The organism is Mangrovibacterium lignilyticum (genome assembly GCF_010882175.1).
In the GTDB taxonomy this organism is placed as follows: domain Bacteria; phylum Bacteroidota; class Bacteroidia; order Bacteroidales; family Prolixibacteraceae; genus Mangrovibacterium; species Mangrovibacterium lignilyticum.
In genome coordinates, this window is record NZ_WKLH01000002.1 from 897264 (window position 1) to 923612 (window position 26349).

General features: G+C 42.0%; 20 protein-coding genes. 16 read left to right on the plus strand and 4 right to left on the minus strand.

The window, feature by feature from the left end; translation table 11 throughout:
• Position 1 precedes the first annotated feature (1 nt).
• The 9 genes from GJV22_RS10835 (at position 2) to GJV22_RS10875 (ending at position 7476) form a co-directional block, all read left to right on the plus strand.
• Positions 2-1363, plus strand: a complete 1362-nt coding sequence (locus GJV22_RS10835) for a lipopolysaccharide biosynthesis protein (protein ID WP_163712897.1) — start codon at positions 2-4, stop codon at positions 1361-1363.
• Positions 1364-1367: 4 nt separating this feature from the next.
• The gene (locus GJV22_RS10840; RefSeq protein WP_163712906.1) at positions 1368-1967 is read left to right on the plus strand and encodes an acyltransferase; all 600 of its coding nucleotides are present in this window, start codon (positions 1368-1370) and stop codon (positions 1965-1967) included.
• Between the two features lies 1 nt (position 1968).
• The gene (locus tag GJV22_RS10845; protein ID WP_163712908.1) at positions 1969-2811 is read left to right on the plus strand and encodes a glycosyltransferase family 2 protein; all 843 of its coding nucleotides are present in this window, start codon (positions 1969-1971) and stop codon (positions 2809-2811) included.
• A 194-nt stretch (positions 2812-3005) separates the two neighbouring features.
• Positions 3006-3950: a glycosyltransferase family 2 protein gene (locus GJV22_RS10850; protein ID WP_163712910.1), complete on the plus strand. Its 945-nt coding sequence runs from the start codon at positions 3006-3008 to the stop codon at positions 3948-3950.
• 17 nt (positions 3951-3967) lie between these two features.
• Positions 3968-4474 (plus strand): LbetaH domain-containing protein, encoded by a 507-nt coding sequence (locus GJV22_RS10855; RefSeq protein WP_163712912.1) that lies wholly within the window; start codon positions 3968-3970, stop codon positions 4472-4474.
• A gap of 63 nt (positions 4475-4537) precedes the next feature.
• Positions 4538-5671 (plus strand): O-antigen ligase family protein, encoded by a 1134-nt coding sequence (locus GJV22_RS10860; RefSeq protein ID WP_163712914.1) that lies wholly within the window; start codon positions 4538-4540, stop codon positions 5669-5671.
• Positions 5664-6515 carry a glycosyltransferase gene (locus GJV22_RS10865; RefSeq protein WP_163712916.1) on the plus strand — a complete coding sequence of 284 codons (852 nt, stop codon included), beginning with the start codon at positions 5664-5666 and terminating at the stop codon, positions 6513-6515. Before GJV22_RS10860 ends, GJV22_RS10865 begins: the two co-directional genes overlap by 8 nt.
• Positions 6516-6568: 53 nt before the next feature.
• Positions 6569-7015 (plus strand): glycosyltransferase family protein, encoded by a 447-nt coding sequence (locus GJV22_RS10870; protein WP_205461837.1) that lies wholly within the window; start codon positions 6569-6571, stop codon positions 7013-7015.
• On the plus strand, positions 7012-7476 hold the full coding sequence (locus GJV22_RS10875; protein ID WP_163712917.1) for a glycosyltransferase: 465 nt from the start codon (positions 7012-7014) through the stop codon (positions 7474-7476). The genes GJV22_RS10870 and GJV22_RS10875 overlap by 4 nt, the downstream gene beginning before the upstream one ends.
• Positions 7477-8006: 530 nt before the next feature.
• Here the strand turns inward: GJV22_RS10875 and GJV22_RS10880 are convergent.
• The gene (locus GJV22_RS10880; RefSeq protein ID WP_163712919.1) at positions 8007-8576 is read right to left on the minus strand and encodes a hypothetical protein; all 570 of its coding nucleotides are present in this window, start codon (positions 8574-8576) and stop codon (positions 8007-8009) included.
• A 3199-nt stretch (positions 8577-11775) separates the two neighbouring features.
• Here GJV22_RS10880 and gmd point away from each other — a divergent pair.
• From gmd to GJV22_RS10915, 7 genes are all read left to right on the plus strand, one after another.
• A complete protein-coding gene (gene gmd / locus GJV22_RS10885) occupies positions 11776-12939 on the plus strand; it encodes a GDP-mannose 4,6-dehydratase (protein ID WP_163712922.1) in 1164 nt (387 codons plus the stop codon).
• A gap of 1377 nt (positions 12940-14316) precedes the next feature.
• A complete protein-coding gene (locus GJV22_RS10890; protein WP_163712925.1) occupies positions 14317-15693 on the plus strand; it encodes an undecaprenyl-phosphate glucose phosphotransferase in 1377 nt (458 codons plus the stop codon).
• A gap of 87 nt (positions 15694-15780) precedes the next feature.
• Positions 15781-16524 (plus strand): sugar transferase, encoded by a 744-nt coding sequence (locus tag GJV22_RS10895; RefSeq protein WP_163712928.1) that lies wholly within the window; start codon positions 15781-15783, stop codon positions 16522-16524.
• A gap of 241 nt (positions 16525-16765) precedes the next feature.
• Positions 16766-17638 (plus strand): glucose-1-phosphate thymidylyltransferase RfbA, encoded by an 873-nt coding sequence (gene rfbA / locus GJV22_RS10900; protein WP_163712931.1) that lies wholly within the window; start codon positions 16766-16768, stop codon positions 17636-17638.
• Between the two features lie 85 nt (positions 17639-17723).
• The gene (locus GJV22_RS10905; RefSeq protein WP_163712934.1) at positions 17724-18092 is read left to right on the plus strand and encodes a four helix bundle protein; all 369 of its coding nucleotides are present in this window, start codon (positions 17724-17726) and stop codon (positions 18090-18092) included.
• 105 nt (positions 18093-18197) lie between these two features.
• Complete coding sequence (gene rfbC / locus GJV22_RS10910; RefSeq protein WP_163712937.1) at positions 18198-18788, plus strand: dTDP-4-dehydrorhamnose 3,5-epimerase; 591 nt, start codon at positions 18198-18200, stop codon at positions 18786-18788.
• Between the two features lie 219 nt (positions 18789-19007).
• On the plus strand, positions 19008-20414 hold the full coding sequence (locus GJV22_RS10915; RefSeq protein WP_163712940.1) for a capsule assembly Wzi family protein: 1407 nt from the start codon (positions 19008-19010) through the stop codon (positions 20412-20414).
• Positions 20415-20922: 508 nt separating this feature from the next.
• Here the strand turns inward: GJV22_RS10915 and thrC are convergent.
• The 3 genes from thrC to thrA all read right to left on the minus strand — a co-directional run bounded on the left by thrC (position 20923) and on the right by thrA (position 26072).
• Positions 20923-22230 carry a threonine synthase gene (thrC, locus tag GJV22_RS10920; RefSeq protein WP_163712942.1) on the minus strand — a complete coding sequence of 436 codons (1308 nt, stop codon included), beginning with the start codon at positions 22228-22230 and terminating at the stop codon, positions 20923-20925.
• Positions 22231-22314: 84 nt separating this feature from the next.
• A complete protein-coding gene (locus GJV22_RS10925; RefSeq protein WP_163712946.1) occupies positions 22315-23526 on the minus strand; it encodes a cofactor-independent phosphoglycerate mutase in 1212 nt (403 codons plus the stop codon).
• A gap of 116 nt (positions 23527-23642) precedes the next feature.
• Positions 23643-26072: a bifunctional aspartate kinase/homoserine dehydrogenase I gene (gene thrA / locus GJV22_RS10930; RefSeq protein ID WP_163712949.1), complete on the minus strand. Its 2430-nt coding sequence runs from the start codon at positions 26070-26072 to the stop codon at positions 23643-23645.
• Positions 26073-26349 lie beyond the last annotated feature (277 nt).

Genomic DNA, 26349 nt, shown 5'->3' on the forward strand with positions numbered 1-26349 from the left:
AATGAGGCATATTAATATAATACTCAAAAAACTCAATTCCGGATCAACACGTTCTGTAATAATTAAGAAGAATATTTTAGGATCCATTTTTATAAAGGGTTTGAGTATCCTAACATCCTTATTACTTGTACCTGTAACATTGAATCTTCTTGATAAGGAAAAGTACGGAATTTGGATAACACTTTATACGGTTGTTACTTGGTTCAATATGATGGATATTGGACTTGGAAATGGATTTCGAAATAAATTTGCGGAAGCACTTGCAATGGAGGATAAATCAAGTGCACAAAAATTCATTGAAACAATATATTCATCCACTATTATTATTTCAATTGGTTTTTTCTCAGTCTACTCTCTAATGCATCCTTTTCTTAATTGGAATTCCCTGCTAAATATTCCTAAGGATTTTGACGAAAACTTATCAACAATTGTTTGGGTTGTCTTTGGGCTTTTTTCGCTTCAATTGATTCTAAAAAATATAACAACAATATTGCTGTCAATACAAAAAACAGCATTAAGTAATGCGCTGATATTAATTGGAAATATTTTATCATTAATAGTAATTTGGATCTTCGGAATAACTGAGAAGGCAAATTTACAAACTATATCTTTTGCATTTATGGTTATGCCTTTAATAGTATACACCTTCGCCACAATCATTTTGTTTTCAAAGAAAATTATTCCAGTTGTCCCTAATACAATAAAATTTCATAAAGAATATTTTAGAAGTATGATGTCTTTGGGAATCAAGTTCTTTTTTATTCAGATTACAACCATTGTAATGTTTTCTTCCGGTAACTTTATAATTGCCCAACTATATGGCCCCAGCGATGTAACTCCTTACAATATTTCTTATAGACTTTTTGCTTCTACATTAAGCATATTCACAATATTAATAGCTCCTTTTTGGACAGCGTATACAGAAGCAATAACAAAAAGAGATTTCGAATGGATAAAAAGGGTTCTTAAAAATCTTAATAAAATGTGGATTCTTTTTGCTACGGGAATACTTTTTATACTTCTTCTATCTCCATGGATATTTAGAATTTGGCTTGGCGACAACCTTCAGATACCTTTAAATTTGTCTGCTTCATTTGCGATTTACGCACTTTTATTATCGTGGTCTGGGATGTTTTCCCAATTCTTGAATGGGGTGGGTAAAATCAAAATTCAATTATATATTTCTATTTTTCAATGTTTAACCAATATTCCATTAGCAATTTTACTCGCTAAAAATTTAGGTATTGGTATTTCTGGAGTTATACTAGCCACTAATTTAAATTTATTATTTGCTGCTGTAATTCTTCCAATCCAGGTATATAAAATAACTAATATAAAAGCCTCCGGTATTTGGAATAAGTAATTCAATGAAAAACATGAGAAGTTTATTAAAAACTCCCATAAGAGTGATCCAGCGAGCTATTAATAAATGGAAGCTGGCTGATGATAAAATAAAAGTTGGAAAAGACTGGCAAATTGTTGGTATTTTAAAATTATCAAATCATGGCAGATTAGTAATTGGGAACAATTTTAAAGCAAATTCAGGAAAAAATGCAAATCCAATTGGAGGCGATATAATTTTACGCATGATCGTGGGGAAGGATGCTCAATTAATAATTGGGGATAATGTAGGAATATCTAATTCAACTATAGTCTGCAGTACTTCAATTAAAATCGAAGACAAAGTTTTGATTGGTGGTGGATGCAAATTCTACGATACAGATTTTCATTCTTTGAGTTATGAAAATAGGATAGGTCAGTACACGAAAGGAATAAAAGATCAATACGTTCTTACTGCGCCAATCCATATAAAGGAAGGAGCTTGGATAGGTGGCCATTGTATTGTATTAAAAGGTGTAACTATTGGGAAGAAGTCAATTATTGGAGCTGGTAGCGTAGTTACCAAAAATATTCCCGACAACGAAATATGGGGTGGCAATCCGGCTCAATTCATTAGAAAAGTTTAGAATGAAATCAATTGCAATACTTTTAACTTGTTTTAATAGAAAAGATATAACATTAACATGTCTGGATTATTTAAATGGAGCAAAAGTTCCAGAGTATTTTCAAATTCATGTTTACCTCGTCGATGATTTATCTCCCGACAGAACAGGAGAAGTTGTAAAAAAGAAATATCCTAATGTAAATGTGGTCATTGGAAACGGGAATCTTTATTGGAACAGGGGTATGTATTTAGCATGGAGAACGGCATCCAAGAATTATAATTTTGACTATTATCTTTGGCTAAATGATGATGTAAAGTTGTTTAAAAACAGTATTACTGAGTTAATTCACATATCTGAACTTCAAAATAATCGAGCAATTATTTGTGGAGCAGTAAAATCGCCTAAAACAAATAAATTTACGTATGGAGGGAGAGACAAAAATTCGGATAAAGTTATACCAAACGGGACTTTCCAACAGATTAAATTTCTAAATGGTAATATTGTTCTAATTCCTCGATTTGTCTTTAATAAAATTGGATTTCTTGATCCAATATTTCATCACCATTTTGGAGATCGCGATTATGGGTTACGCTCAATTGCGCAGAATATATACATTGTTAGTTCATATACATTTTTAGGGTTCTGTGACCCTAATTTAATCAACAATAATCGATCTCGCAAAAAAGGAGTTTCTATTTTCAAGAGATTCAGAAATTTATATTCTCCACTGGGTGTTAATCCATATGAGCACTATATTTATTTAAATAGACACTTTGGTTTTATACCGGCAGTAAAAGCTATTACTTATACACATATCATTAATCTTTTGACGGACAAATTATATTTTAGGTTATTTTCTAAATAGTTAAAGCCAAAGAGGGACCATTATATTTGCTAAAAATCACCGAGTTTCAACAAAAACAATCTCACTCTATAGGCAAGAAATGACTTATTGTATTAATATTTAACTAGCAAATTATAAATGATAGTAAATTAAATATTAATACAAATAATCTCAATAGTTTAACACAATAAGAAAATTGAATTATTTGATTTTGTATGATTTACACATCACCCGAAAAGGCATTTGAGCCTGCAAGATTCGAATCACGAGTAAAGATTAATTATACGATTATCATTCCTCACAAAAACACTCCTGATTTATTACAGCGATGTCTTGACTCCATACCTAAAAGAGCTGACATTCAAATCATTGTAGTAGACGACAATAGTGATCCGGGAAAAATTGATTTTAATAACTTCCCAGGAAAAAATGAAAAGAATATTGAAATTATATTTTCGAAAGAAGGGAAAGGCGCTGGGCACGCGCGAAATTTAGGATTAAAACATTGCGAAGGCAAGTGGATTTTATTTGCAGATTCAGATGATTTCTTTACCACAAATTTTTTATTAATACTTGATCGATATAAAGATCTAAATTTTGATATATTATTCTTCAACGTTATAGCTATCATAAACGACACTTTTGAGCCATCAAAAAGAGTATCAAAATTAAATGAATATATAGAAAGGGCTTATGACAATACTTGCGCAGATGCTATAAACGATCTGAAATACAAAGTAAATGCTCCTTGGTATAAAATGTACTCAAGAAAATTCATTTCAGATTTTAACTTAAATTTTGCAGAAGTCATAAAAGGTAATGATATGTTTTTCACCTTCTGCGCTAGTTACTTTTGTCGAAATTATCATATAGAAAAGCTACCTGTATATACTACAGTTGAACGTGAAAATAGTATGACTTATCAAACCTACTCCTATGAAGTTATAGAAGAAATGTTAAGAAATACCATTAAAAGGAATTATTTCTTTAAATTCATCAACCACCCAGAATGGAATTACTCCATATTGAAATTTTTCTTAAAAATATTATTACGAGAGGGACCACTAAATTTCTGTAGAATTATTTGGTATTACTTTTTTAGATTAGAAAAAACAATTAAATACGAATTTGTCAATGAAATACAAAAAAGAATGTACTAGTTTGCAAGAAAAGAATCATGTCACATAGTTATTATATTTTTCAGGATTGGAATGCCAACAAAAGAAATCTAAAAGGTAGGCTAATAATGCTATTATTCCGCATAGCTCATTTAGCAACGATAAATAAATTTGTCAAAATTTTACTTATCCCTTATTTAATTTTTTATCGTATTATCATAGAATGGATTTTAGGTGTTGAACTCCAATTTCAAGTAAAAGCAGACAGGAACCTAAAAATATGGCACGGACAAGGTTTAGTGGTACACAAATCTACAATAATAGGAGCTAACTGTACACTTAGACAAGGAGTGACCATCGGCAATAAGAAAAATCCAGATGGGTCAAAATCCGCCGGAGCCGTTCTTGGAGATAACATTGACGTCGGTGCTAATGTTGTCATCATAGGTAGTATTAAAATAGCCTCTAATTGCATTATAGGCGCTGGAACAATTGTAACCAAAAGTTTCGAGAAACCAGCCATTATTGCAGGAAACCCTGCAAAAGTGTTAAAATATGTCAACTAAGATCTGGGTGAATATAATCCCAAATCCCCCGAACTAAAAAATCTGCAACTATCGAATCTCAGAATGCAAAAAGAAATAATACAATTCGAAGATAGTCATCGCATAAACGAGAAAAAGGTCTACCTCCTATTTGTTTTATTCGTCATTGGCAACCTATATCCAGGAATCGGTGCAATTGCATTAACGCTTTGGCTTGTTGGTTATATTATTAAAAAAAAAGGTAAATTAATCGACTACAAAGTGGTAAAATACACAAAATGGATGTTGATCGCAAGCCTTGCTTTATCATCTGTGACCTTCTTAAAATACCCAATACTATATTTCGAGGAATTGATTAAGCAAATATCATGGGTCGCATTGGCAGTAATCGGGTTAAGATTTAACAAAAATGAGCAAAAGCTCTTTTTCAAATTATTCTTGTTTTCAATCGTTCTATGCTCGCCATTAATCTTCGTCATACCAGTTAGATATAGAGCTTATTTTCCTCATTCAAACCACTTGGCTTATTACACTTTAATTCCATTGCTATTCTACTTACTTTTTACTGAAGGAAAAAAGAAATGGCTTTACGTATTTGCACTTTTTATTATTGTTATTATCACGATTAGTTCTGGTGGGATCGCTGCATTTTTAGGAGTATTACTACTTTATTTTTTACTAATTAGAAAATTTAGTGCAAAAACGTTTGCGTCACTGTTCATTTTAGCAATTTTAATGGGAGCCATCGGGTTAAGTACTGGTGTACTTGAATCACTTTACCACAAAGTCTCCTTAGTTGACTTTGATAATATTGCGAATAAGGCAGACAGGGGTTCAATGGGCTCAGAAAGCAGTTTAGTTTGGCGTATGACCTACTGGACGATGCTAACACGAGAGTTCTTATCGCACAACACTCTTACCTTGCTATTGGGAGAGGGGCTAAAAACAATGACTGCTGGAAACTATATTTACAGTTTTATGGTAAGAGATCCTCATAATGACTATGTGCGACTTATTATAGAGAGAGGATTTATAGGGGCTGCTGTATATTTATTTTGCTTAGTAAAAATGGCTTTATCAACCCCACATAAAATTTTATTCGCTTCTATCCTTTTTGTTCCAATGTTTTCAGGCAACATAATTGTAAGTTTCCCCTTTACATTCTCTTATATAATATTGATATCAATGCTTAGCAAAAAAACACAAACCTATGTCTAAAAAATTATTAAAAAATGTAGCGATCATAACGCCATTAAAGGATGAAAAGGACAACATACCGATTCTCGTTGAAAAAATATCTAAACAAAAGCATCCTATTAAATATTGGGTCATAGTTGAAAACGGAAGTACTGATGGATCTAAAGAGCTACTATCTAAATTCAAGAAGATAGAAAATGTTGAGAATTTTATCGTTCTACACTTTTCATTACCGACCGAAAAATATGAACTTGGTATCAAGTATGCGACGGTAGTCAATCAAGGGTTTCAATATATTAGGAAAAATAATATAATCGATGAGCTTGACTTCATCGGAATATTAGATGCAGATTGCTTTCCTGGCCCAACATATTATCAAGACCTTATCAAGTTTATGGAAAAGGATCCACAATTAGGTATCGCCAGTGGATTAGCATATTCACTTGATGGAGTTTATGATGGGAAAAGCAAAAATTGGGTTCGGGGAAACTGTCGTTTATGGAAGATAGAATGTTTTAGAGAAGCCGGTTACATTATAGGGCCTTCTGCAGATGCTTTGTCAGTTTGCAAAGCTGAATTGAAAGGATGGAAAGCAGAAACATTAAAAGAATTATCATACCAATGCCGAGAAGTTGGAAATAAGGTAAATTATGCATATTATGGCTACTCTGCCTATTTCAGGGGGATTCCCCCGATGTATGCGACAATAAAGATTATTAAGTATTTCGCTATCGGTCAATTTAAAAATGCAAAAGGTTATTGCGATGGATATTTCAGCTCATATTTTCGCAAAAAAGAAAGAATAAATGATCAAGATATTTTGAACTACTTCTCAAAATCATTGAGACGAAAACTTAATTCATAGTGAGTTTTCTTCTAAATAGGATCATATCCTTACTAATTCCTATATAAAAAGAAATGAAGAAAGTTATCGCCATATCATCGCAGGGAGGACATTGGATTCAGTTAAAAAGGATTCTCCCAGCTTTAGAAAAAGAACGACTAATACTAGTATCTACTTTTACATGCAGACCGATACTTCCAAATAATTGCTTCAAATATTACTCAGTGCAGGAAGCCTCCAGGTGGAATAAAATGAGGCTAATCAAACAATTCTGGCAGGTTGGAAAAATCGTATGGAAAGAAAAGCCCAATAAAGTCATCACCACTGGAGCTGCTGTCGGAATAGGAGCCATTATAGTCGGTAGATTAATCGGGGCAAAGACAGTCTGGATCGATAGCATCGCCAATTTTGAGCAGCTATCGCTAAGCGGTAAGATTGCAAAATATTTTGCCCATTACCATTTAACCCAGTGGCCACATTTGGAAAAAGGAAAAACAATTTACAAAGGAGCAGTTATATGATTTTTATTACCGTTGGAACCCAAGCTCCTTTTGACCGACTAATTGAACTTGTTGATCAATGGGCCTGTCATAGTAATATGAAGTGCTTTGCACAAACCAATAAAGGAAAATATATCCCTAAAAACATCGAACATAAAGAGTTCCTGACGGAGCAAGAATTTAATGCCCATTTCAATGAGGCAAAAATCATTATTAGCCATGCTGGCATGGGGACGATAATCTCAAGTCTAAAAAACGGCAAGATTTTACTGACGTTACCTCGACTAGCAGAATTTAAGGAACATCGAAATGATCACCAATACGCAACAACCAAAGCTTTTGCACAAAAAGAATATATCTACCCAATTTATAACGAAAGTGATCTTCTTAAGCATTTAAATAAACTCAGCCAGCTTAAGTGTTTGAAACAGATTGGAGACCATGCTGATGACGATTTACTCGCCTTTATAAAGAATATTTGAATTCAAATGATGACGGGAAAGTTCACCATCTCCTGTTTGCCCGAATTTTCGCCTCCAATTCAGTCAATAAATCTCCAATGGCCAGGCGGGCAACCGCGACAGAATAAAGTTTGGGCGATCAACGAACGTTGTAATAGTCGGAAACTACTCCCGGGGAAGGTCAAACTGGTCTGTGACTGTGAGAAACTGCTCATGGACGGGTCAAAACTACTGGTGAAGCGGTTCAATTCTTTCAGGGGGCGCTCATTTTTCGTTGTGGAGCACTCAAACCACTCAGCCTGCCCCTCGTTTGAGCGAAGCGGTAACGAGGGGTTTATTGTCCTGAGTTTGTAACTCGTTTCACGATGTTGAGTGAACGCGGAGAAAATCTACGCTGTTCAAATCACTCCCGAACACGACAGAATCGTTCACACTAAACAATATAAGTTGTAATTTGATTTTAGGTTCTGTAACTTCGATAGGCCAACGGAAAGCAAATAAAAAGAGGAAGCAGTTAGACCTGCTCCCTCTTCAACCGAAGTCCGTACGTGTTACAGCACGAAGGACTTGGTAACCAGATGGCCGGGGTAATCCGTTACCTCGACTTCCATCAGGTTGCCACTTGCCAGTTGAGCCGGGTCTGCCGGACTGTACAACCAGATCTGCTGGTCGGCTTCCATCACGGCAGGGCCGCTTTCCAGCACTGTACCATCGGGAGTTTGAATACGCAGTGTGACCGATTTGGCTTGCAGCAGAGCAACCACCAACACAGCGATTCGGACTTCCGATGTTGTTTCATCCACTTCCTGGTTAAAGCTTATAATTTCCGGTTCCCGAAAATAATCCGCAATAATAAGGCTGTGAACATTGATGTAGCTGCGGCGAATCATAGCATCCCGGTAGGCCGCCAGCAATTCGGGATTCGCCTTAACCCGGGCAGCATAAAAATTCGCCAGCCGGAATTTCTCCCGCTGTTCCACCTGTTTTTCACTCGGCTCTTTCGAGCTCTTCTCCGGAGCCGATGCCAAAATCGTCTCCTTTCCGAATTTGCGGTAGACCAGCGTTCCGCCAACCATTCCGCTTGCCCCTTTAACGGCGGGGTTACCACTAATCTTTGCCATATTTTCTGATTTTAATGGCTTATAAGAAAGGCCCCTTAAACTGGAAGGCCAACATACCGTGCATCAGGCACGTTTGAAGAGGAAATTTCGGCCGTTTTCACGGGCACGAGGAGCAAAAGGCCTGTTCATAACAGCCTTATTCGTTAGCAACATCCCAACCAGCCTGTGTATCAACACATCAAACACCACTGTTATTAACAATACCCTATTCATATCTTGTTTATATTTTTCTTGCTTAATTCCTTTTAATCAAAAATACAAGCATTATCTTATAATCGGAACACTTTATTTTCGAACAGTCTAAAAAGTTATCAACCGTAAATCGTTAATCACCTAAACAACAACACGATAAATACATCACAACTAAACAAAAGTTTACCAACCAACCGAATACAACAGACAGGAACACAAACCCAAAACACTATATCACAGAATCTTACTGAAAAATAAAGAAAACCAAAGCACCTGCTCCCTTCCGGATGCGAAAACGCTTCAACTATTTAACCAGGCATTACAAAATCATTTTTCAAAAAAGCGCCAAACAACCAGCAATGGCGGGCATTAACGAACGAACCACCCAACCGTCGGATGACAGCTGAAATTCGCCCGCTGTACGACGGCTGTACTGAAGCTGTACTAAGCCTGTACTGAAGCTGTACTAAGCCTGTACTGAAGCTGTACGGGAGCTGTACTGAACCTGTACGGGAGCTGTACGAAAGCTATTGGAACAACAAGGGATAAAAAGCAGCCCAATTCCAGGAATAGCAGCAAACCAAAGCTTTCAGTTGGAGATTGGCAGCAGAGGATCTTTAATTTCATAGCATAGAGCAGCCCTGCATCAAAGCCACCGGATCTTGTTCCCGCCAGCCCTCTGTTCTGCTCCCGGCTCCCGGCTCCCGGCAATGCGGCGCATACATCCAGGTTGCTTTAATCAACCTTCCCGGTGCGCCTGCTTGTCGGATATTCCCTCACCCCGGGTTTCATCCTCCTTCGTCGGATTACACCCGAGGCTATAAACAGTTCACCCCGCCGGGACGAATGCCAAACTTGCTCGAAGCATAGACTGAACGCAGCAATAGCGAGTGAAAACACGGAAGTGCGACGCGTAAGCGTCAGGCATGGAGTGTTGAAAGCGAGCGGTGCGCAGCAATTGCCTCGGGCAGTCTTGATCTTTTGGTTCGTTTTGTATCAAGACAAAATGAACAGCCTGTCCGGCTTGAGGACAAAAAGATTGATTAATTGAAGATTATCATCATGCGGCGCATACATCCAGGTTGCTTTAATCAACCTCCCCGGTGCGCCTGTTTGTCGGTTACTACCTCTCCCGCGGGTTTCATCCGCCTGCGTCGGAATACACCCGCGGCTACAAACAGTTCACCCCGCCGGGACGAATGCCAAACTTGCTCGAAGCATAGACTGAACGCAGCAATAGCGAGTGAAAACACGGAAGTGCGACGCGTAAGCGTCAGGCATGGAGTGTTGAAAGCGAGCGGTGCGCAGCAATTGCCTCGGGCAGTCTTGATCTTTTGGTTCGTTTTGTATCAAGACAAAATGAACAGCCTGTCCGGCTTGAGGACAAAAAGATTGATTAATTGAAGATTATCATCATGCGGCGCATACATCCAGCTTGCTTTAATCAACCTTCCCGGTGCGCCTGTTTGTCGGTTACTACCTCTCCCGCGGGTTTCATCCGCCTGCGTCGGAATACACCCGCGGCTACAAATAATTCACCCCGCCGGGACGAATGCCAAACTTGCTCGAAGCATAGACTGAACGCAGCAATAGCGAGTAAAAACACGGAAGTGCGACGCGTAAGCGTCAGGCATGGAGTGTTGAAAGCGAGCGGTGCGCAGCAATTGCCTCGGGCAGTCTTGATCTTTTGGTTCGATTTGTATCAAGACAAAATGAACAGCCTGTCCGGCTTGAGGACAAAAAGATTGATTAATTGAAGATTATCATCATGCGGCGCATACATCCAGCTTGCTTTAATCAACCTTCCCGGTGCGCCTTTTGTCGGTTACTACCTCTCCCGCGGGTTTCATCCGCCTGCGTCGGATTACACCCGCGGCTACAAATAATTCACCCCGCCGGGACGAATGCCAAACTTGCTCGAAGCATAGACTGAACGCAGCAATAGCGAGTAAAAACACGGAAGTGCGACGCGTAAGCGTCAGGCATGGAGTGTTGAAAGCGAGCGGTGCGCAGCAATTGCCTCGGGCAGTCTTGATCTTTTGGTTCGATTTGTATCAAGACAAAATGAACAGCCTGTCCGGCTTGAGGACAAAAAGATTGATTAATTGAAGATTATCATCATGCGGCGCATACATCCAGGTTGCTTTAATCAACCTTCCCGGTGCGCCTTTTGTCGGATACTATCTTCCCCCCGGGTTTCATCCGCCGGCGTCGGAATACACCCGCGACTACAAATATTTCACCCCGCCGGGACGAATGCCAAACTTGCTCGAAGCATAGACTGCACGCAGCAATAGCGAGTGAAAACACGGAAGTGCGACGCGTAAGCGTCAGGCATGGAGTGTTGAAAGCGAGCGGTGCGCAGCAATTGCCTCGGGCAGTCTTGATCTTTTGGTTCGTTTTGTATCAAGACAAAATGAACAGCCTGTCCGGCTTGAGGACAAAAAGATTGATTAATTGAAGATTATCATCATGCGGCGCATACATCCAGGTTGCTTTAATCAACCTTCCCGGTGCGCCTCTTTGTCGGATACTATCTTCCCCCCGGGTTTCATCCACCTGCGTCGGATTACACCTGCGGCTACAAATATTTCCCCCCGTCGGGGCATTGAGCAAGCTGGAAAAAATGAGCTCGTCATAGCGCTATCGAAATAAATGCCCTACGGGCAAAGTGGATTGCCAGTCATTGTCCAAACCAGATGCGTTCGTCATTCCCCGCTTCACTTTCTAAAACAAAATAATACATGATTCGCACCATCGTATCTTCGTGTCTTCGTGTCTTCGTGCCATCGTGCCTTCGTGTCTTCGTGTCTTCGTGTCTTCGTGCCGTCGTATCTTCCGCCTCTAAACTCCATGCCCTCTGCCTTCCATCAATCCATCATTCCTTCAATCCATCCTTCTAACTTTTCAATTCTAATCTTCTCCCCCTTTGAAAGCAACGCTAAAATCCCGTTATTTGCATTCAGAAAATAAAACAACAAGCATAAATCTCATTAACGACAAATAGATGACGAAACAAAAAGTAGCATTCATTACCGGGATTACGGGACAGGACGGTGCATACCTGACGGAATTTTTACTGAAAAAAGGATACATCGTACACGGATTGAAACGTCGTTCATCCTTGTTTAATACCGACCGCATTGATCACCTGTACCAGGATCCGCATGTCGAAAACCGGAACCTGATTCTGCATTATGGTGACCTGACTGACAGTATGAACCTGACCCGGATCATCCAGGAAGTACAACCCGATGAGATCTACAACCTGGCTGCAATGAGCCATGTGAAAGTTAGTTTTGACACTCCGGAATACACGGCGAATGCCGATGGCATTGGCACCCTGCGTATCCTGGAAGCTGTTCGCCTTTTGGGCTTAACCGAGAAAACACGCATCTACCAGGCGTCAACATCCGAGCTATACGGATTGGTTCAGGCTGTTCCGCAATCGGAAACGACCCCTTTCTATCCCCGCTCGCCCTATGCCGTTGCCAAAATGTACGCCTACTGGATCACGGTGAACTACCGCGAAGCTTATAAAATGCACGCATCAAACGGCATCCTGTTCAACCACGAGAGTCCGATTCGCGGTGAAACCTTTGTCACCCGCAAGGTAACGCGAGCCATGAGCCGGATTGTACTGGGCATGCAGGATAAAGTCTATATGGGAAACCTGTCGAGCAAACGGGACTGGGGCCACGCCAAAGACTACATCAAAGCCATGTACCTGATTTTGCAACAAGACCAGCCGGACGATTATGTGATTGCGACGGGGATTACAACCACAATTCGCGATTTCATTAAACTGGCCGGTGCTGAAGCAGGACTGGAAATCGGCTTCAAAGGCGAGGGAGCTGATGAAAAAGCCTATATCGAAGCGGTTGACGAAAAAGTTTTCAGTGAAAAGGTTGGCGAACAATACCTGGCAAACATCCAGGCTAAAATCAAGACCCAAGCGGAGATCGTAGAGGTTGATCCGCAGTATTTCCGACCGACAGAGGTTGATCTGCTCATCGGTGATCCAACCAAATCGAACACCGTTTTAGGATGGAAACCGGAATACGACCTGAAAGGTCTGGTCAAGGACATGATGCAATCAGATATCAAACTCATGCAAAAAGACGCTTACCTGAAAGCAGGTGGCTACCAGGTGATGAACTATTTCGAATAAAATCGGGATTGCATCCGAATAAAGAATTTAAAGGTCTGGCTATTTTAGCCGGACCTTTCTTTTAACCGCCTGCCTCTCGTTTGAGCGAAGCGGTAACGCTGGGCGGGTTGTCCTGAGTTTGTAACTCATACCACCACCGTCTGCGAATGCGGATCGCATCAACCTCAGTGCCTTGAGCAACGGAGCAGGGAAATAAGGGGTATCGTGATGCTATTGAAATAAATGCCCTACGGGCAAAATAGATTGTCAGGCTTCGTGCAAATTAGATGCATTCGTCTTTTCATGCTTCATTTCCAGAAAAAACAGGCAGGCTTCGTGTTATCGTACCTTCGTTCGATCGTACCATCGTGCCTCACCAAATCCGTATGAGCGAAGCGGTAACAGCCTGTCCTGATGGCTTTCGGGATGGGGCTTGTTGCCTCGAGTTTACAACTCAATTCAAGATATAGTATGAACACGCCCCCGGCCATGCTGCAATGCGGCGCATGCATCCAACTTGCTTTAATTAACCTTCCCGGTGCGCCTGTTTGTCCGTTACTACCTCACCCGCGGGTTTCATCCTCCTGCGTCGGAATACACCCACGGCTATAAACAGTTCACCCCGCCGGGGTGAATGCCAAACTTTCTCGAAGCATAGACTGCACGCAGCAATAGCGAGTGAAAACACGGAAGTGCGACGCGTAAGCGTCAGGCATGGAGTGTTGAAAGTGAGCGGTGCGCAGCAATTGCCTCGGGCAGTCTTGATCTTTTGGTTCGTTTTGTATCAAGACAAAATGAACAGCCTGTCCGGCTTGAGGACAAAAAGATTGATTAATTGAAGATTATCATCATGCGGCGCATACATCCAGGTTGCTTTAATCAACCTTCCCGGTGCGCCTGTTTGTCGGATACTACCCTACCCTCGGGCTTCATCCACCTGCGTCGGATTACACCCGTGGCTACAAATATTTCCCCCCGTCGGGGCATTGAGCAAGCTGGAAAAAATGAGCTCGTCATAGCGCTATCGAAATAAATGCCCTACGGGTAAAGTGGATTGCCAGTCATTGTCCAAACCAGATGCGTTCGTCATTCCCCGCTTCACTTTCTAAAACAAAATAATACATGATTCGCACCATCGTATCATCGTGTCTTCGTGTCTTCGTGCAATCGTGTCTTCGTGTCTTCCTGCTGTCGCGTCTTCGTGTCTTCGTGTCTTCCTGCCGTCGTACCGTCGTGCCATCGTGCTTTCGCGCCATCGTGCCGTCACGTGTTCTGCCCCCCTATCAGATCAATTAAACTTGTTAATAACGATTTACATGACCACTTGGCGGTTTCAGGCGGATTCCGTTTATTTGCAAAAGTTTAAAACAAGTGAAAAATCTGGCTTAACGGAACACAATGGGCTCACGCGAATCTGAACTGAAGATTATATTCTTATTTTTTGACCTTTTAATATTGAATCTGGCTATCAGCTTAGTAGCATGGATGCGATTCGATATTTCCATCGATGATTTGAAACAGACCGGAACCTACGTCCTGCATGCCAATCTTTCCTGGTTGATTACCTTCTCCATTTTTTCGAAGAAAAACCTCTATTTGCGCGACAGTTTTATGAACCGGCTTGAACGGATCACCAAGCGCACCATGATTTTCATCTTGATTGCCAGTGTCCTGGGATTTATATTCATGCCCCGTTATTTCTCCCGGGCATTTTTCCTCGAATATGCGGCCCTTTTCTTTGTCGGAAAAGTTATCTTTTATTATTTCCTGTATAAATACTTAAAATTCAGACGGGAAAAAGGACTCAATACCTTACGGTCACTTATCATCGGTTATAATGATACTTCGTTGCTGCTTCAACGGATGATCGCCAGTAATCCCTTACTGGGATACCAATTTTGTGGCTTCCTCACCTCAAAAACGAATGTTGATGATCATATTCTGGGAACACCGGATGATTTGATTCGTGAAATTGAAAAGCAGGACATTCAACTGGTTTTTATATCCGTGTCGTTAATTGCCGGTGAAAACAACAACAGCAAATACCTGGAAATCTGTAACCGCATGGGGGTTCGCGTTCGCTTTGTGCCGCAAAACCAGCGTTGGTTCAAATCCCGCATGAATATGGAATCAGTTGGAAACCTCGTGGTTATTAATCCGCAGGAAATCCCGCTCGACGATATTGGCGCCCGCGTTTCAAAGCGTGTCTTCGATCTTGTTTTTTCACTCATCATCATCATTGCGATCCTCTCATGGCTCGTACCGATTATCGGCGCTATCATCAAACTAACGTCCAAAGGGCCAGTCTTCTTCATTCAAAAGCGAACCGGACTAAACAACAAGGTCTTTTATTGCCTGAAGTTCCGAAGCATGGCGCCCAACAACCAGGCCGATTCTCATCAAGCGAAAGCAAACGATGGCCGGATTACACCAATTGGCCACTTTTTACGAAAAACGAACCTGGATGAATTCCCCCAGTTTTTCAATGTGCTGATCGGGCAAATGTCAGTTGTTGGTCCGCGCCCGCACATGCTAAAGCATACCGAGGAATATGCCGGTCTGATCGACCAGTACCTGACCCGTCATTACATCAAACCGGGTGTAACCGGATGGGCACAAATAAACGGCTACCGGGGCGAAACCGACGAACTTTGGAAAATGGAAAAACGGGTTAAGTATGACCGGGAATATATCGAAAACTGGACCTTTATTTGGGATTTCAACATCATATGGAAGACGATTTTCAGCTCCAAAGCCCGGGAGAATGCCCGATGAATCGTTCAATAAAAACCTGATTAAGCCGCATCGAATCCGAAAAAAAGTACCATTTTTACCTGCCGAAAACTTAAAACGATCGAATCTATGATAAACACAACTGCAGCGAAAGTGCAGGTGGAAGAACCGGAAGAAGCTTTTCCCTACAAACCACCAACACCGGAAATAAAAGCAAAATACCAGGAGCTTTTTGAACTGAATACCCCCCTGCCGGTGCCCTTTCCCAAATTACTGTTTGACAAATTGCTGGCGCTGTCCATTCTCCTGTGTTGCCTGCCAATCATCTTCTTTTTATTGGTTTTTAATGTACTGGAAGGCCTGTTTATTCCGGAGAACAGAGGCCCCTTATTTTTTTACTACAATGCGGTAAGCCGGGGGAAAGTATTCAAGAAATGGAAAATCCGGCTGATAAAAACCAAATACATTGATCAGGAATTAAAAGCCAAAGGCGACTGGCATGCCTATAAAAATGAATGGATACCGGAAGCCCGAACCAATCTGGGTAAATTCGTTAAGAAATTTTACCTGGATGAAATTCCGCAATTCTTCAACGTGCTGGCAGGCGATATGTCGATTGTTGGTCCCCGCCCCCTGGCGATCCACCACTACGAACGCGATCAGGCACAAGGCAATGTTCCCCGAACATTAATTCGGGGCGGCCTGTTGGGCTATGGCCACATCCGTAAAGGAACAGCCGAGTTTGGCTTACCGATCTACGAATATGAGTACGTATACCGCTACAAGAACTATTCTCCCTGGAAAGTCCTGAAATTAGACTTGTGGATTATTGGCAAAGGAATCCTGGTCATGCTTAAAGGTGGCGGTTATTAACGCCTTAAATGGCAAAAGAAACCGAAGGCAGCTCCTGAACTAAGGTTTTGATTGGGCACTCGATTTACTTACAGGGCCTGCCTGAAAGAAGATCGATTTTCTGCCGCACTAGCGATACCGGACCGGACAAAAGATCGATTCGGTTGAGCTTTTGCATTGTTCGATGTCCGATTCGTACAATTCGCATAATTTCCTGTATATTCGTAATCATTCGTATCAAATTCGTGTAATTCGCATCCAAATGAAAGGAATCATATTAGCCGGAGGATCCGGCACACGACTCTATCCCATCACCAAAGGTATTTCCAAACAGTTGCTGCCCATCTACGATAAACCGATGATCTATTACCCGCTTTCGGTCTTAATGTTGGCAGGTATCCAGCAGATTCTGATTATATCGACCCCGGAAGATTTACCCAACTTCGAGAAGCTCCTGGGAACCGGAGAAGAACTCGGATTGAGTTTCAGCTACCAGGTGCAGCCCAGCCCCGACGGTTTGGCACAAGCGTTTACCTTGGGAGCTGAATTCATTGGACAAGATGACGTGTGCATGGTTTTGGGAGATAACATTTTCTATGGTCAGGGATTCACCCGATTATTGCAGGATGCCCGGAAAAATGTCGAGATCGAACGGAAATCGACCGTATTCGCCTATTACGTGAATGATCCCGAACGCTATGGCGTAGCAACTTTTGACCAAAATGGCAACGTAACATCGATTGAAGAAAAACCGGAGCATCCCGCTTCGAATTACGCTGTTGTAGGTCTTTATTTTTACACGAACGATGTGGTGAAGGTAGCTTCAGAGATTCAGCCATCTGCACGCGGAGAATACGAAATTACAACCGTCAACCAGCACTACCTGGCTGAAAACCGCTTGAAGGTGGAATTAATGGGCCGCGGTTATGCCTGGCTGGACACCGGCACACACAAGTCCTTTCTGGACGCCAGCACCTTTATAGAGACCGTCGAAAGCCGCCAGGGCCTGAAGATTGCCTGTATTGAAGAAATCGCCTACACGATGGGCTATATCAATAAGGAACAACTGCTAAAACTGGCAGAGCCATTAAAAAAGAATGACTATGGCCAGTATCTGATAAAGCTGGTAAAATGATGCTCAACTGTTAATCCCGGCAGCAATCGGGAGTTGAATTGTTGAATTGTTGAATCGTTGAATTGTTTAACTGTTACTATCGATCATGCAGAATCAATATCAATACCCTTTCGAAAAATTGGATGTTTGGCAGTTGTCGATCAAATTAGCTAAAATGGTCTATCAAACTTCTATTCGTTTCCCGGAAACAGAGAAGTTTGGTCTCACGAATCAAATCAGGCGAGCATCGGTTTCCATTTCTTCAAATATTGCAGAGGGATCGGCAAGAACGAGTTCAAAGAATCAAGCCCGTTTCTATGAGATAGCATTCGGCTCTCTAATGGAGGTTACAAGCCAACTGATTTTGGCTGTTGAGCTCGAATATATCTCCAAAGAAACCAATGAGGATTTCAGACCTAAAATTGATGAGATCGCTAACAAATTAAATGCACTCAGAAACAGTTGCTTTCGTTAAACAATTCAACATTCCGAAACACATCAACATCTTCAAACAACTCAACGATTCAACAATTCAACACATCAACGATTCAACACATCAACACATCAACATTTAATCAACATGAACATCATCCCAACAAACATACCCGACGTATTAATCTTCGAGCCGAAAGTATTTGGAGACGCTCGTGGTTATTTTTTTGAATCCTTCCGTCAGGATGTCTTTGAAAAAGCCGTTGGCAAAACGCATTTTATTCAGGATAACCAATCGAAATCATCCTATGGGGTTTTGCGTGGCTTACATTTTCAACGTCCACCTTATGCCCAGTCCAAATTGGTCCGTTGTATTCAAGGAGAAGTATTGGATGTAGCCGTTGATATACGAATCGGATCACCGACTTACGGCAAACATGCTGCCGTTCGCTTGTCGGCGGAAAACCATCGCCAATTATGGGTGCCGCAGGGGTTTGCTCACGGTTTTGTCGTATTAAGCGAAACAGCTGTATTTGCGTACAAATGCGACAACTACTATGCCCCGGAATATGATGCCGGTATGCTGTGGAATGATCCGCTGTTGGAAATTGACTGGCTTATCCCAGTCAAAGACATTCAGTTGTCGGAAAAGGACCGCAAACAACCCGCTTTCGAGTCTGTTCAGGACTACAGCTATGCCGAATACAAAAGAGAATTAAGATACCCTCCGGTAGACTGAAATATGTGAAACAGGGCGGTATAAATTCAATATCTTCTTCTTGTTTTCCAAATCTGTCAGCGGAGCAGCTTACCTGCAAGACCGTCATCCATATAGAGGTTCTCTCTGCCGATTTGAGCTGCTGTTACGTTTCATTTTTCCTATCCCCTAAGCTGATATTTTGTAAAATAATAGCGATATTCGTGGCTCGTTAGACCAGAAACAGGATTCAAAAAAGCCATGAAACGTACAACTGCCTTAGTTTGTATACTTGTATCTACTATTTTTACGGTTTTCTCGCAAAACAGCACCGTAACGGTAGAATCTGTTGCACTCGCCCGAAAAGGAAACCAAATGCCTTTTTGGTTCACCCATAACCAGCTGGGGAAATTTAAACAGCAAGTGGGATATCAGCTCCTAAGCGACGTGAATTTCACCGGGACTTATTCAATTGGACAGGATTTAAACCTGGTAACCGGGACGGAGCTGACAGCAGGCTACGATGTGACCGGCCCGCGCATACAAATCATCCAGGCATACCTGGGGCTATCAAACGAGTGGATGAAATTTACAGTGGGCTCACGAGCGAATGAGCTCTTATTCGAAGGCCTATCCTCTTCCAATGGCGACATTGTCGAGTCGGTAAACTACCGTCCCGTTCCTAAAATTAGTTTGGGAACCAATCGCTTTCAGAGGTTACCGATTTTAAAGAAACTGCTGAAGGATAGACTCTCCTTCAAATTCATTTACGAAGAAGGCTACCTCTATGATGATCGATACATTGAACATGCCATGTTGCACCACGATCATATCTATTTCCGCTACCAGATAAAAACGGACTTTCGTGTAACTGCCGGGATTAACCGCTATGCTTTTTGGGGCGGAACCAACCGCGATGGAACCAAGCTCCCGTCCGATTTCGAAAGTTATCTCCGGACAATTTTATGTAAAAGCGGAGACCAAAAATTCGGCATCGGAGAGCAAATGAATATTGCCGGAAATATTTTGGGAGCATATATTATCAGCTTCGAAAAATCCTTCGCCAATTTGGAAGTGGAATTTCGCATTTCCCACCCTTTTGAAGATCGCTCCGGACTGGAAATGGAAAATTGGAGAGACAACTTAATGACCTTATTTCTTAAACGGAAAGAAACAGGCAAACTAGTAGATGCGTTGCTACTTGAATTTATGTACACCAAACACCAGAGTGGCCGGGTACACAACGTAACAGGACCAAAAGAGGAACGGATGCGCGGGAGAGATAATTACTTTAACCATTACATTTATCGTTCAGGATATACGTTTAACGGATTCAGTATGGGGACTCCCCTGTTTGCACCACTCGAAAATCCGACAGCCCACCGATACGGGTTTGCCAACAACCGGGTTTGTGCCTGGCATATGGGAGCGAAAGGCTACTTGTCTTACCCTCGGCTAAGCTGGAAAGCGCTGCTTACTTATACCCGGAACTTCGGGACCTACGACCGGCCCTATTTAAATCGTCACGATCAATGGTACTCCCTTGGGGAAATAAGCTGGAATATGAGCGAACAAAACTTTGTCATCTCGGGACAGGCCGGTGTGGATTATGGTGACTTAAGTGGAAACGTCCTCGGACTAGGGATGAGCTTGAAAAAGACGTTTTAAGGAATAATAATCCCCTTTCCCAAGCGATATGAGCCCATCAATCTACAAGGATGCCAGAGCCTCCAAAACAAACTTGCCAAGTCAATACCAATTGAATATCTTCTTTGCTATTCCCGGGAACGGACTGGCCTATTTTTATCAAAGCCGGAATCAAACTAAAATCATAGTGCAAACGGGAAGTTCCGTTACCCCGATGGCTATCGGGGGAGGAAATCACCCGTTGAACTCAGATTTTAGGAAGATGCAGGTTGAAGATAAAAATCAGCCTTGACTTTTTTGTTTACTTTTTGTGTTAAGACAAGAAGTAAAATTTGTCTGATAAGACCTTGAGTAATTGAAAATAGTTATAACTCATTCCCGAAAGGACAACATCTAAACCATCTAATTGGAGAAACTTTTAGCGAAAAAAAGACAATCGGCTGCAATTGTTCTGCAGCAGCGATTGTCTTTGTCTATCTTTTTAATCGAGATCCCGGAGGTCTATAAACTAAGACCCGGAGTCTGATTCCTATTTCGCTGTTTCCAACAAGAATTTTTGGAAATCGTCAAAGGAAGTGCTCAGTTCGACGGACAACTTCTCGCCCTTCATAAACTCAGCCAGTTTTTCCGGAAGCGGAACATTTCCTTTACCGATAATTTGCTCCACCGTTTCGGTGAATTTAGCCGGGTGAGCTGTTTCCAGGAACACACCAACTTCGCCTTCGCCTAAGTCTTTCGCCAAAGCTTTGTAAGCACAAGCGCCGTGCGGATCAAGCAGGTAGTTTTTTTCGGTATAAACCTTCAAAAGCACTTCCCGTATTTCCGCATCGGAATAACGGAAGCCTTTCATCACGGAGCAAATAGCCTCGTGTGAGTTGTCGAACAAATCCAGAATTCGGGCAAAGTTGCTTGGATCACCAACATCCATCGCATTGGCAATGGTTGCTACCGACGGGCGTGGTTTGTATTCGCCTGTTTGCAGGTACTGGTATACAATGTCGTTTTCGTTATTGGCTGCAATGAATCGCTTAATTGGCAATCCCATTTTTTGTGCAAACAAACCGGCAGTCAGGTTACCGAAGTTCCCACTGGGCACCGCAACGACCAGCTCGTCCTGCAATCCTTTTTCTTTTAAACGGGCATATGCATTGAAATAATAGAAGGCCTGTGGCAAGAAGCGAGCAACATTGATCGAGTTAGCCGAAGTCAGGGTTAACTTGCTTTTCAGCGTTTCGTCCATGAACGCACTTTTCACCAGGCGCTGACAATCGTCGAACGTACCGTCAATTTCAAGAGATGTAATATTTTGCCCCAGTGTAGTGAACTGCTTCTCCTGAATTTCGCTAACCAAGCCTTTCGGATACAGCACATAAACGTCGATACCCGGTACTCCCAGGAATCCGTTGGCAACCGCACTACCGGTATCACCGGAGGTCGCAACCAACACATTGACGTGCTCTTTGTTGCCTTTCAGAAAATAGCCCAACAAACGCGCCATGAAACGTCCGCCAACATCTTTAAAAGCCAATGTCGGTCCGTGAAACAACTCCAGTGAGTAGATGTTATCGTGAACCGGCACGATTGGACAGTCGAACTGAAGCGTATCAAAAACCAATGCCTTCAGGTCAGCTTCCGGGATATCTTCACCAAAGAAGGCTTTAGCGACTTCGAAAGAGATCTCCTGAAAGGACAACTGCTCAATTGTTTCAAAAAATGAAGCCGGTAATTGGTTGATGCGCTCCGGCATAAATAAACCTTTATCGTCGGCTAAACCCTTGGTAACCGCTAATTTTAACGACACCTCAGGGACAGATTTATTGGTACTATAGTATTGCATAACTGGGTTTCAAGTTCGGGTTAAAAGTTTCAGGTTGAAGACTCCCCCCTTTTATTTATTACGTCAATCTTTAAATTGTAAACTCTATTCTTCCTTCAATAAGGCTTCCATAAATTCGCGTCCATGAATTAAGCCATAGCTTCCTTTGGTTACAGCAAATTCATCGTACACTTCAACCTCATCGGCCACATTGCCTGGTTTGTAAATCAGGAAAGGAACCGGGTCTTTGGTATGTACGGTTGTTGCACATGGTGTTGGGTGATCGGGCAATACAGCAATGGTCACCGGCTCATCCATTTTTGCGGTCTCCTCAAGCAGGTATTTGACCACCCGTTGATCCAGGTACTCGATGGTTTTTGTTTTCAGCTCTACATCACCTTCATGGCCGGCTTCATCACTGGCTTCAATGTGCAGGTAGACCAAATCACAATCCTTTAAAGCTTCAATTGTAGCCTGCGCTTTTCCTTCATAGTTGGTATCGTACAAACCTGTAGCGCCTTCAACCTGAATCACTTTCATTCCGGCGTAAACACCGATTCCCTGAATCAGGTCAACAGCAGAAATAACAGCTGACTTCTCAACCCCGTACATTTCTTTCAAAGTTGGCATCTCCGGCTTGTAGCCCGGCGACCAGGGCCAAATGCTATTGGCCACATCTTTACCGGCAGCTTTGCGCTTTTGGTTCACCGGATGATCGTCCAGTATTTCGATTGATTTTACAATCAATTCATTCAACAGTGCAGTCGTATCCTTTGCTTCATCTGTCTTTGCTTTCGGAAGGTAATCAGCCCAGGGCTTGCCGGGTACATCGTGAGGCGGAGTGCAAGCCATTTGCTTTTTACCACCCTTGATCACCAACAAGTGACGATACGAAACACCTTTGTGAAAAATCACGCGATCGCTTCCCAGCTTCTCATTTAAAAAGTCAATCAGCTCATGGGCTTCTTCGTTTGAAATGTGTCCTGCCGAGTGGTTCTTAATGTTTTCACCAGCCAAACAAATCAGGTTACAACGCAGCGCCAGATCTCCGGGTTCCAAAACCACACCCATACTGGCTGCTTCCAGTGTTCCGCGTCCTTCAAATACTTTGGGTACATCGTAGCCCAAAACCGACATATTGGCAATTTCACTTCCCGGATGCATATCTTCGGGTACAGTTACCAATTGTCCGCTACGGCCCAATTTAGCCAACCGATCAATCTCGGGTATATTGGCCATTTGAAGCGGTGTTTTTCCTCCGTAATTTTCCAATGGCTCATCAGCCATGCCGTCTCCTAAAACGATTATATATTTCATCTTAAAAATTCCAAGTTTCAAATTCCAAATTATATCTCACATCTAAAAGTCTTGAGTCTTGAGAACAGAAATCAAAAAATGTCAACTTCAAATTACTCACTACTCACTACTCAAATCTATATATTCGACACCCGAATAATATCGGCAAAAACCCCGGCAGCTGTTACTGCAGCACCGGCGCCGTACCCCTTAATAATCATCGGGAACTCGTTGTAACGCTCACTGGTAAACATCACCAGGTTATTACTTCCCTGCAGGTCGTGGAAGGGATGCCCGTGGGCTACTTCCTGCAGACCAACTTCGGCGAGCCCGTTTTCGTATTTGGCAACAAAACGCCAGCATTTGCTATCGGCCTCCAACACCTGACGACGCTTTTCGAAATCAGCATCCACTTTTGAGATATTCGCCCAAAAGTCTTCGATGGTGCCTTCAAAATACTCATCGGGAATGAATTTGTTGATTTTCACATCCCCCTGCTCGATTTTATAACCCGACTCCCGAACCAAAATCAATAACTTACGCACCACATCGATACCGCTCAAATCGATACGGGGATCGGGTTCCGAGAATCCCTCTTCTTTCGCCATCTGAATGGTTTTGCTCAAAGGGACGTCAGCAGAAATGGTGTTAAAGATGAAGTTGAGTGTTCCTGAAAGAACAGCTTCAATCTTGATTATTTTATCTCCTGAGTTCACCAGATCATTCAGGGTATTGATGATCGGCAAGCCGGCACCAACATTGGTTTCGAACAGAAACTTCACGCCCTTTTTCTGAGCAATGCTTTTCAGATTTCGATAGTTGTCGTAATCGGAAGATGCCGCCACTTTATTGGCCGTAACAATCGATACGTTCGCATTTAATAAATCGGCATACACAGTTGGTGATTCATTCGACGCGGTACAATCCACAAAAACCGAATTGTAAATATTCATATCGATAATCGCATCCTTGTAGGCTTGCAAACCCGATGCCTGTCCTTCAGTTTCCAAACGCTCTTTAAACCCTTCAATGGTAATTCCATCGCGGTTCAGAAGCATTTTCCGCGAATTGGCGACACCGACTAATTTTATCTTAAGGTGATTTTCCTTTAGCAATTTCGCCTGTTGTTGCTGAATTTGATTCAATAAGTTTCCACCTACCAGTCCAATCCCCAAAAGGAATACATTGACTTCCACGTTTTCGGACAGGAAGAACGATTCGTGAACCACATTCAATGTTTTACGCAAATCGCTGTTTTTAACGACCCACGAAATATTCAACTCTGAAGCACCCTGAGCAATCGCGATAATATTCACCCCGTTTTTACCAATGGTATTGAACAGTTTCCCGGCGATACCGGTAGCGTGTTTCATATTTTCGCCCACGATCGCCACAATGGACAAGTCGCTTTCCACTTCAACCTTGTTAATTCGGCTATTCAGAATCTCCCGTTCAAACTCGGAACGAATCGCCTGCTCAGCAACTCCTGCTTTCGAGGTATCAACCGCAATCGAAATTGAATTTTCTGACGATGCCTGGGATATCAAAATCACGTTGATGTTCTGAAGCGCCAGTGCGCTAAATAGGCGCATGGAAATACCGGTTACCCCAACCATACCCAGTCCCTGCACTGTTATCAGGCTGATATTGGAAATGGATGAAATCCCTTTAATTGGCCGATCTTTGCCGTTTGCCAAGCTGCTAGTAATCAATGAACCGGGCTCCTGCGGGTTTGTTGTATTTTTAATGTATGTTGGAATACCTTTCTTGTAAACCGGCAAAATTGTTGGCGGATAAATAACCTTGGCACCAAAGTGCGACAATTCCATCGCTTCGGCATAGCTCAATGATTTAATCACATAGGCTTTGCTGATCACCCGAGGATCTGCCGTCATGAACCCGTCAACATCGGTCCAGATTTCCAAAACCGAAACATCAAGAGCCGCTGCAAATATTGAGGCGGTATAATCCGACCCACCACGTCCGAGGGTCGTATATTCTCCTTCGGCGTTGCTGGCAACAAATCCCGGTGCAACGCAAACTCCTTTAAGCTCGCCCAAAGCAGCCTTTATCAAGGTATTTGTCAAGCTGAAATTGACTTGTGCTTTACCAAAAGAACTATCTGTTTTAATCAGCTTTGACGAATCAATCCAACTGGCTCCTTCTATAAATTCACTGATAATATAGGATGAAAGACGTTCTCCAAAACCACCGATTTTATCGAGGGTTTTATCGGTCAGTTCACCGATCATTGAAACACCGACGATAATACGCTCCAACTCATCCAGTAAATGGCTGACCTGATCTTTAACTTCTTCTTTGCGAGCTCCTTCAAATAATTGCTCCACAACATCTTCGTGGCGCTCACGAATTTCCGTGAGTTCCGTGCTGAAATAATCGGTTCGAAGAATAGCCATTTTGGCTGCGTTTAAGATTTTGTCGGTGATACCGCCCAAAGCAGACACCACTACAATTACATCTTCGCTCTGACTCTTTACAATCTCCTTTACCTTTCGGATATTCTCGGCACTTCCAACAGAAGTACCGCCAAATTTCAACACTTTCATTTTAGGTATCAATTAAATAGATTTATTCAAAATCCGACTACTATTTTAAGCACTCCCCGCTTTTAGACGTATTTTGAATACAAATTTCATGCGTTTATAAATTTAACTTTGCCGCATGTCATTCGCATGATTGAGAAATATTCATTTCACGACCTCTTCGGGCTATCATGCTAATTTCTTCAGCTCTAAAACCTGACTTTGATCAGGTATCATAACAAGCGGCAAAAATATGCTTATTTATTATTATTTTCTAATTATTACTTACAAAAGTCGCCAT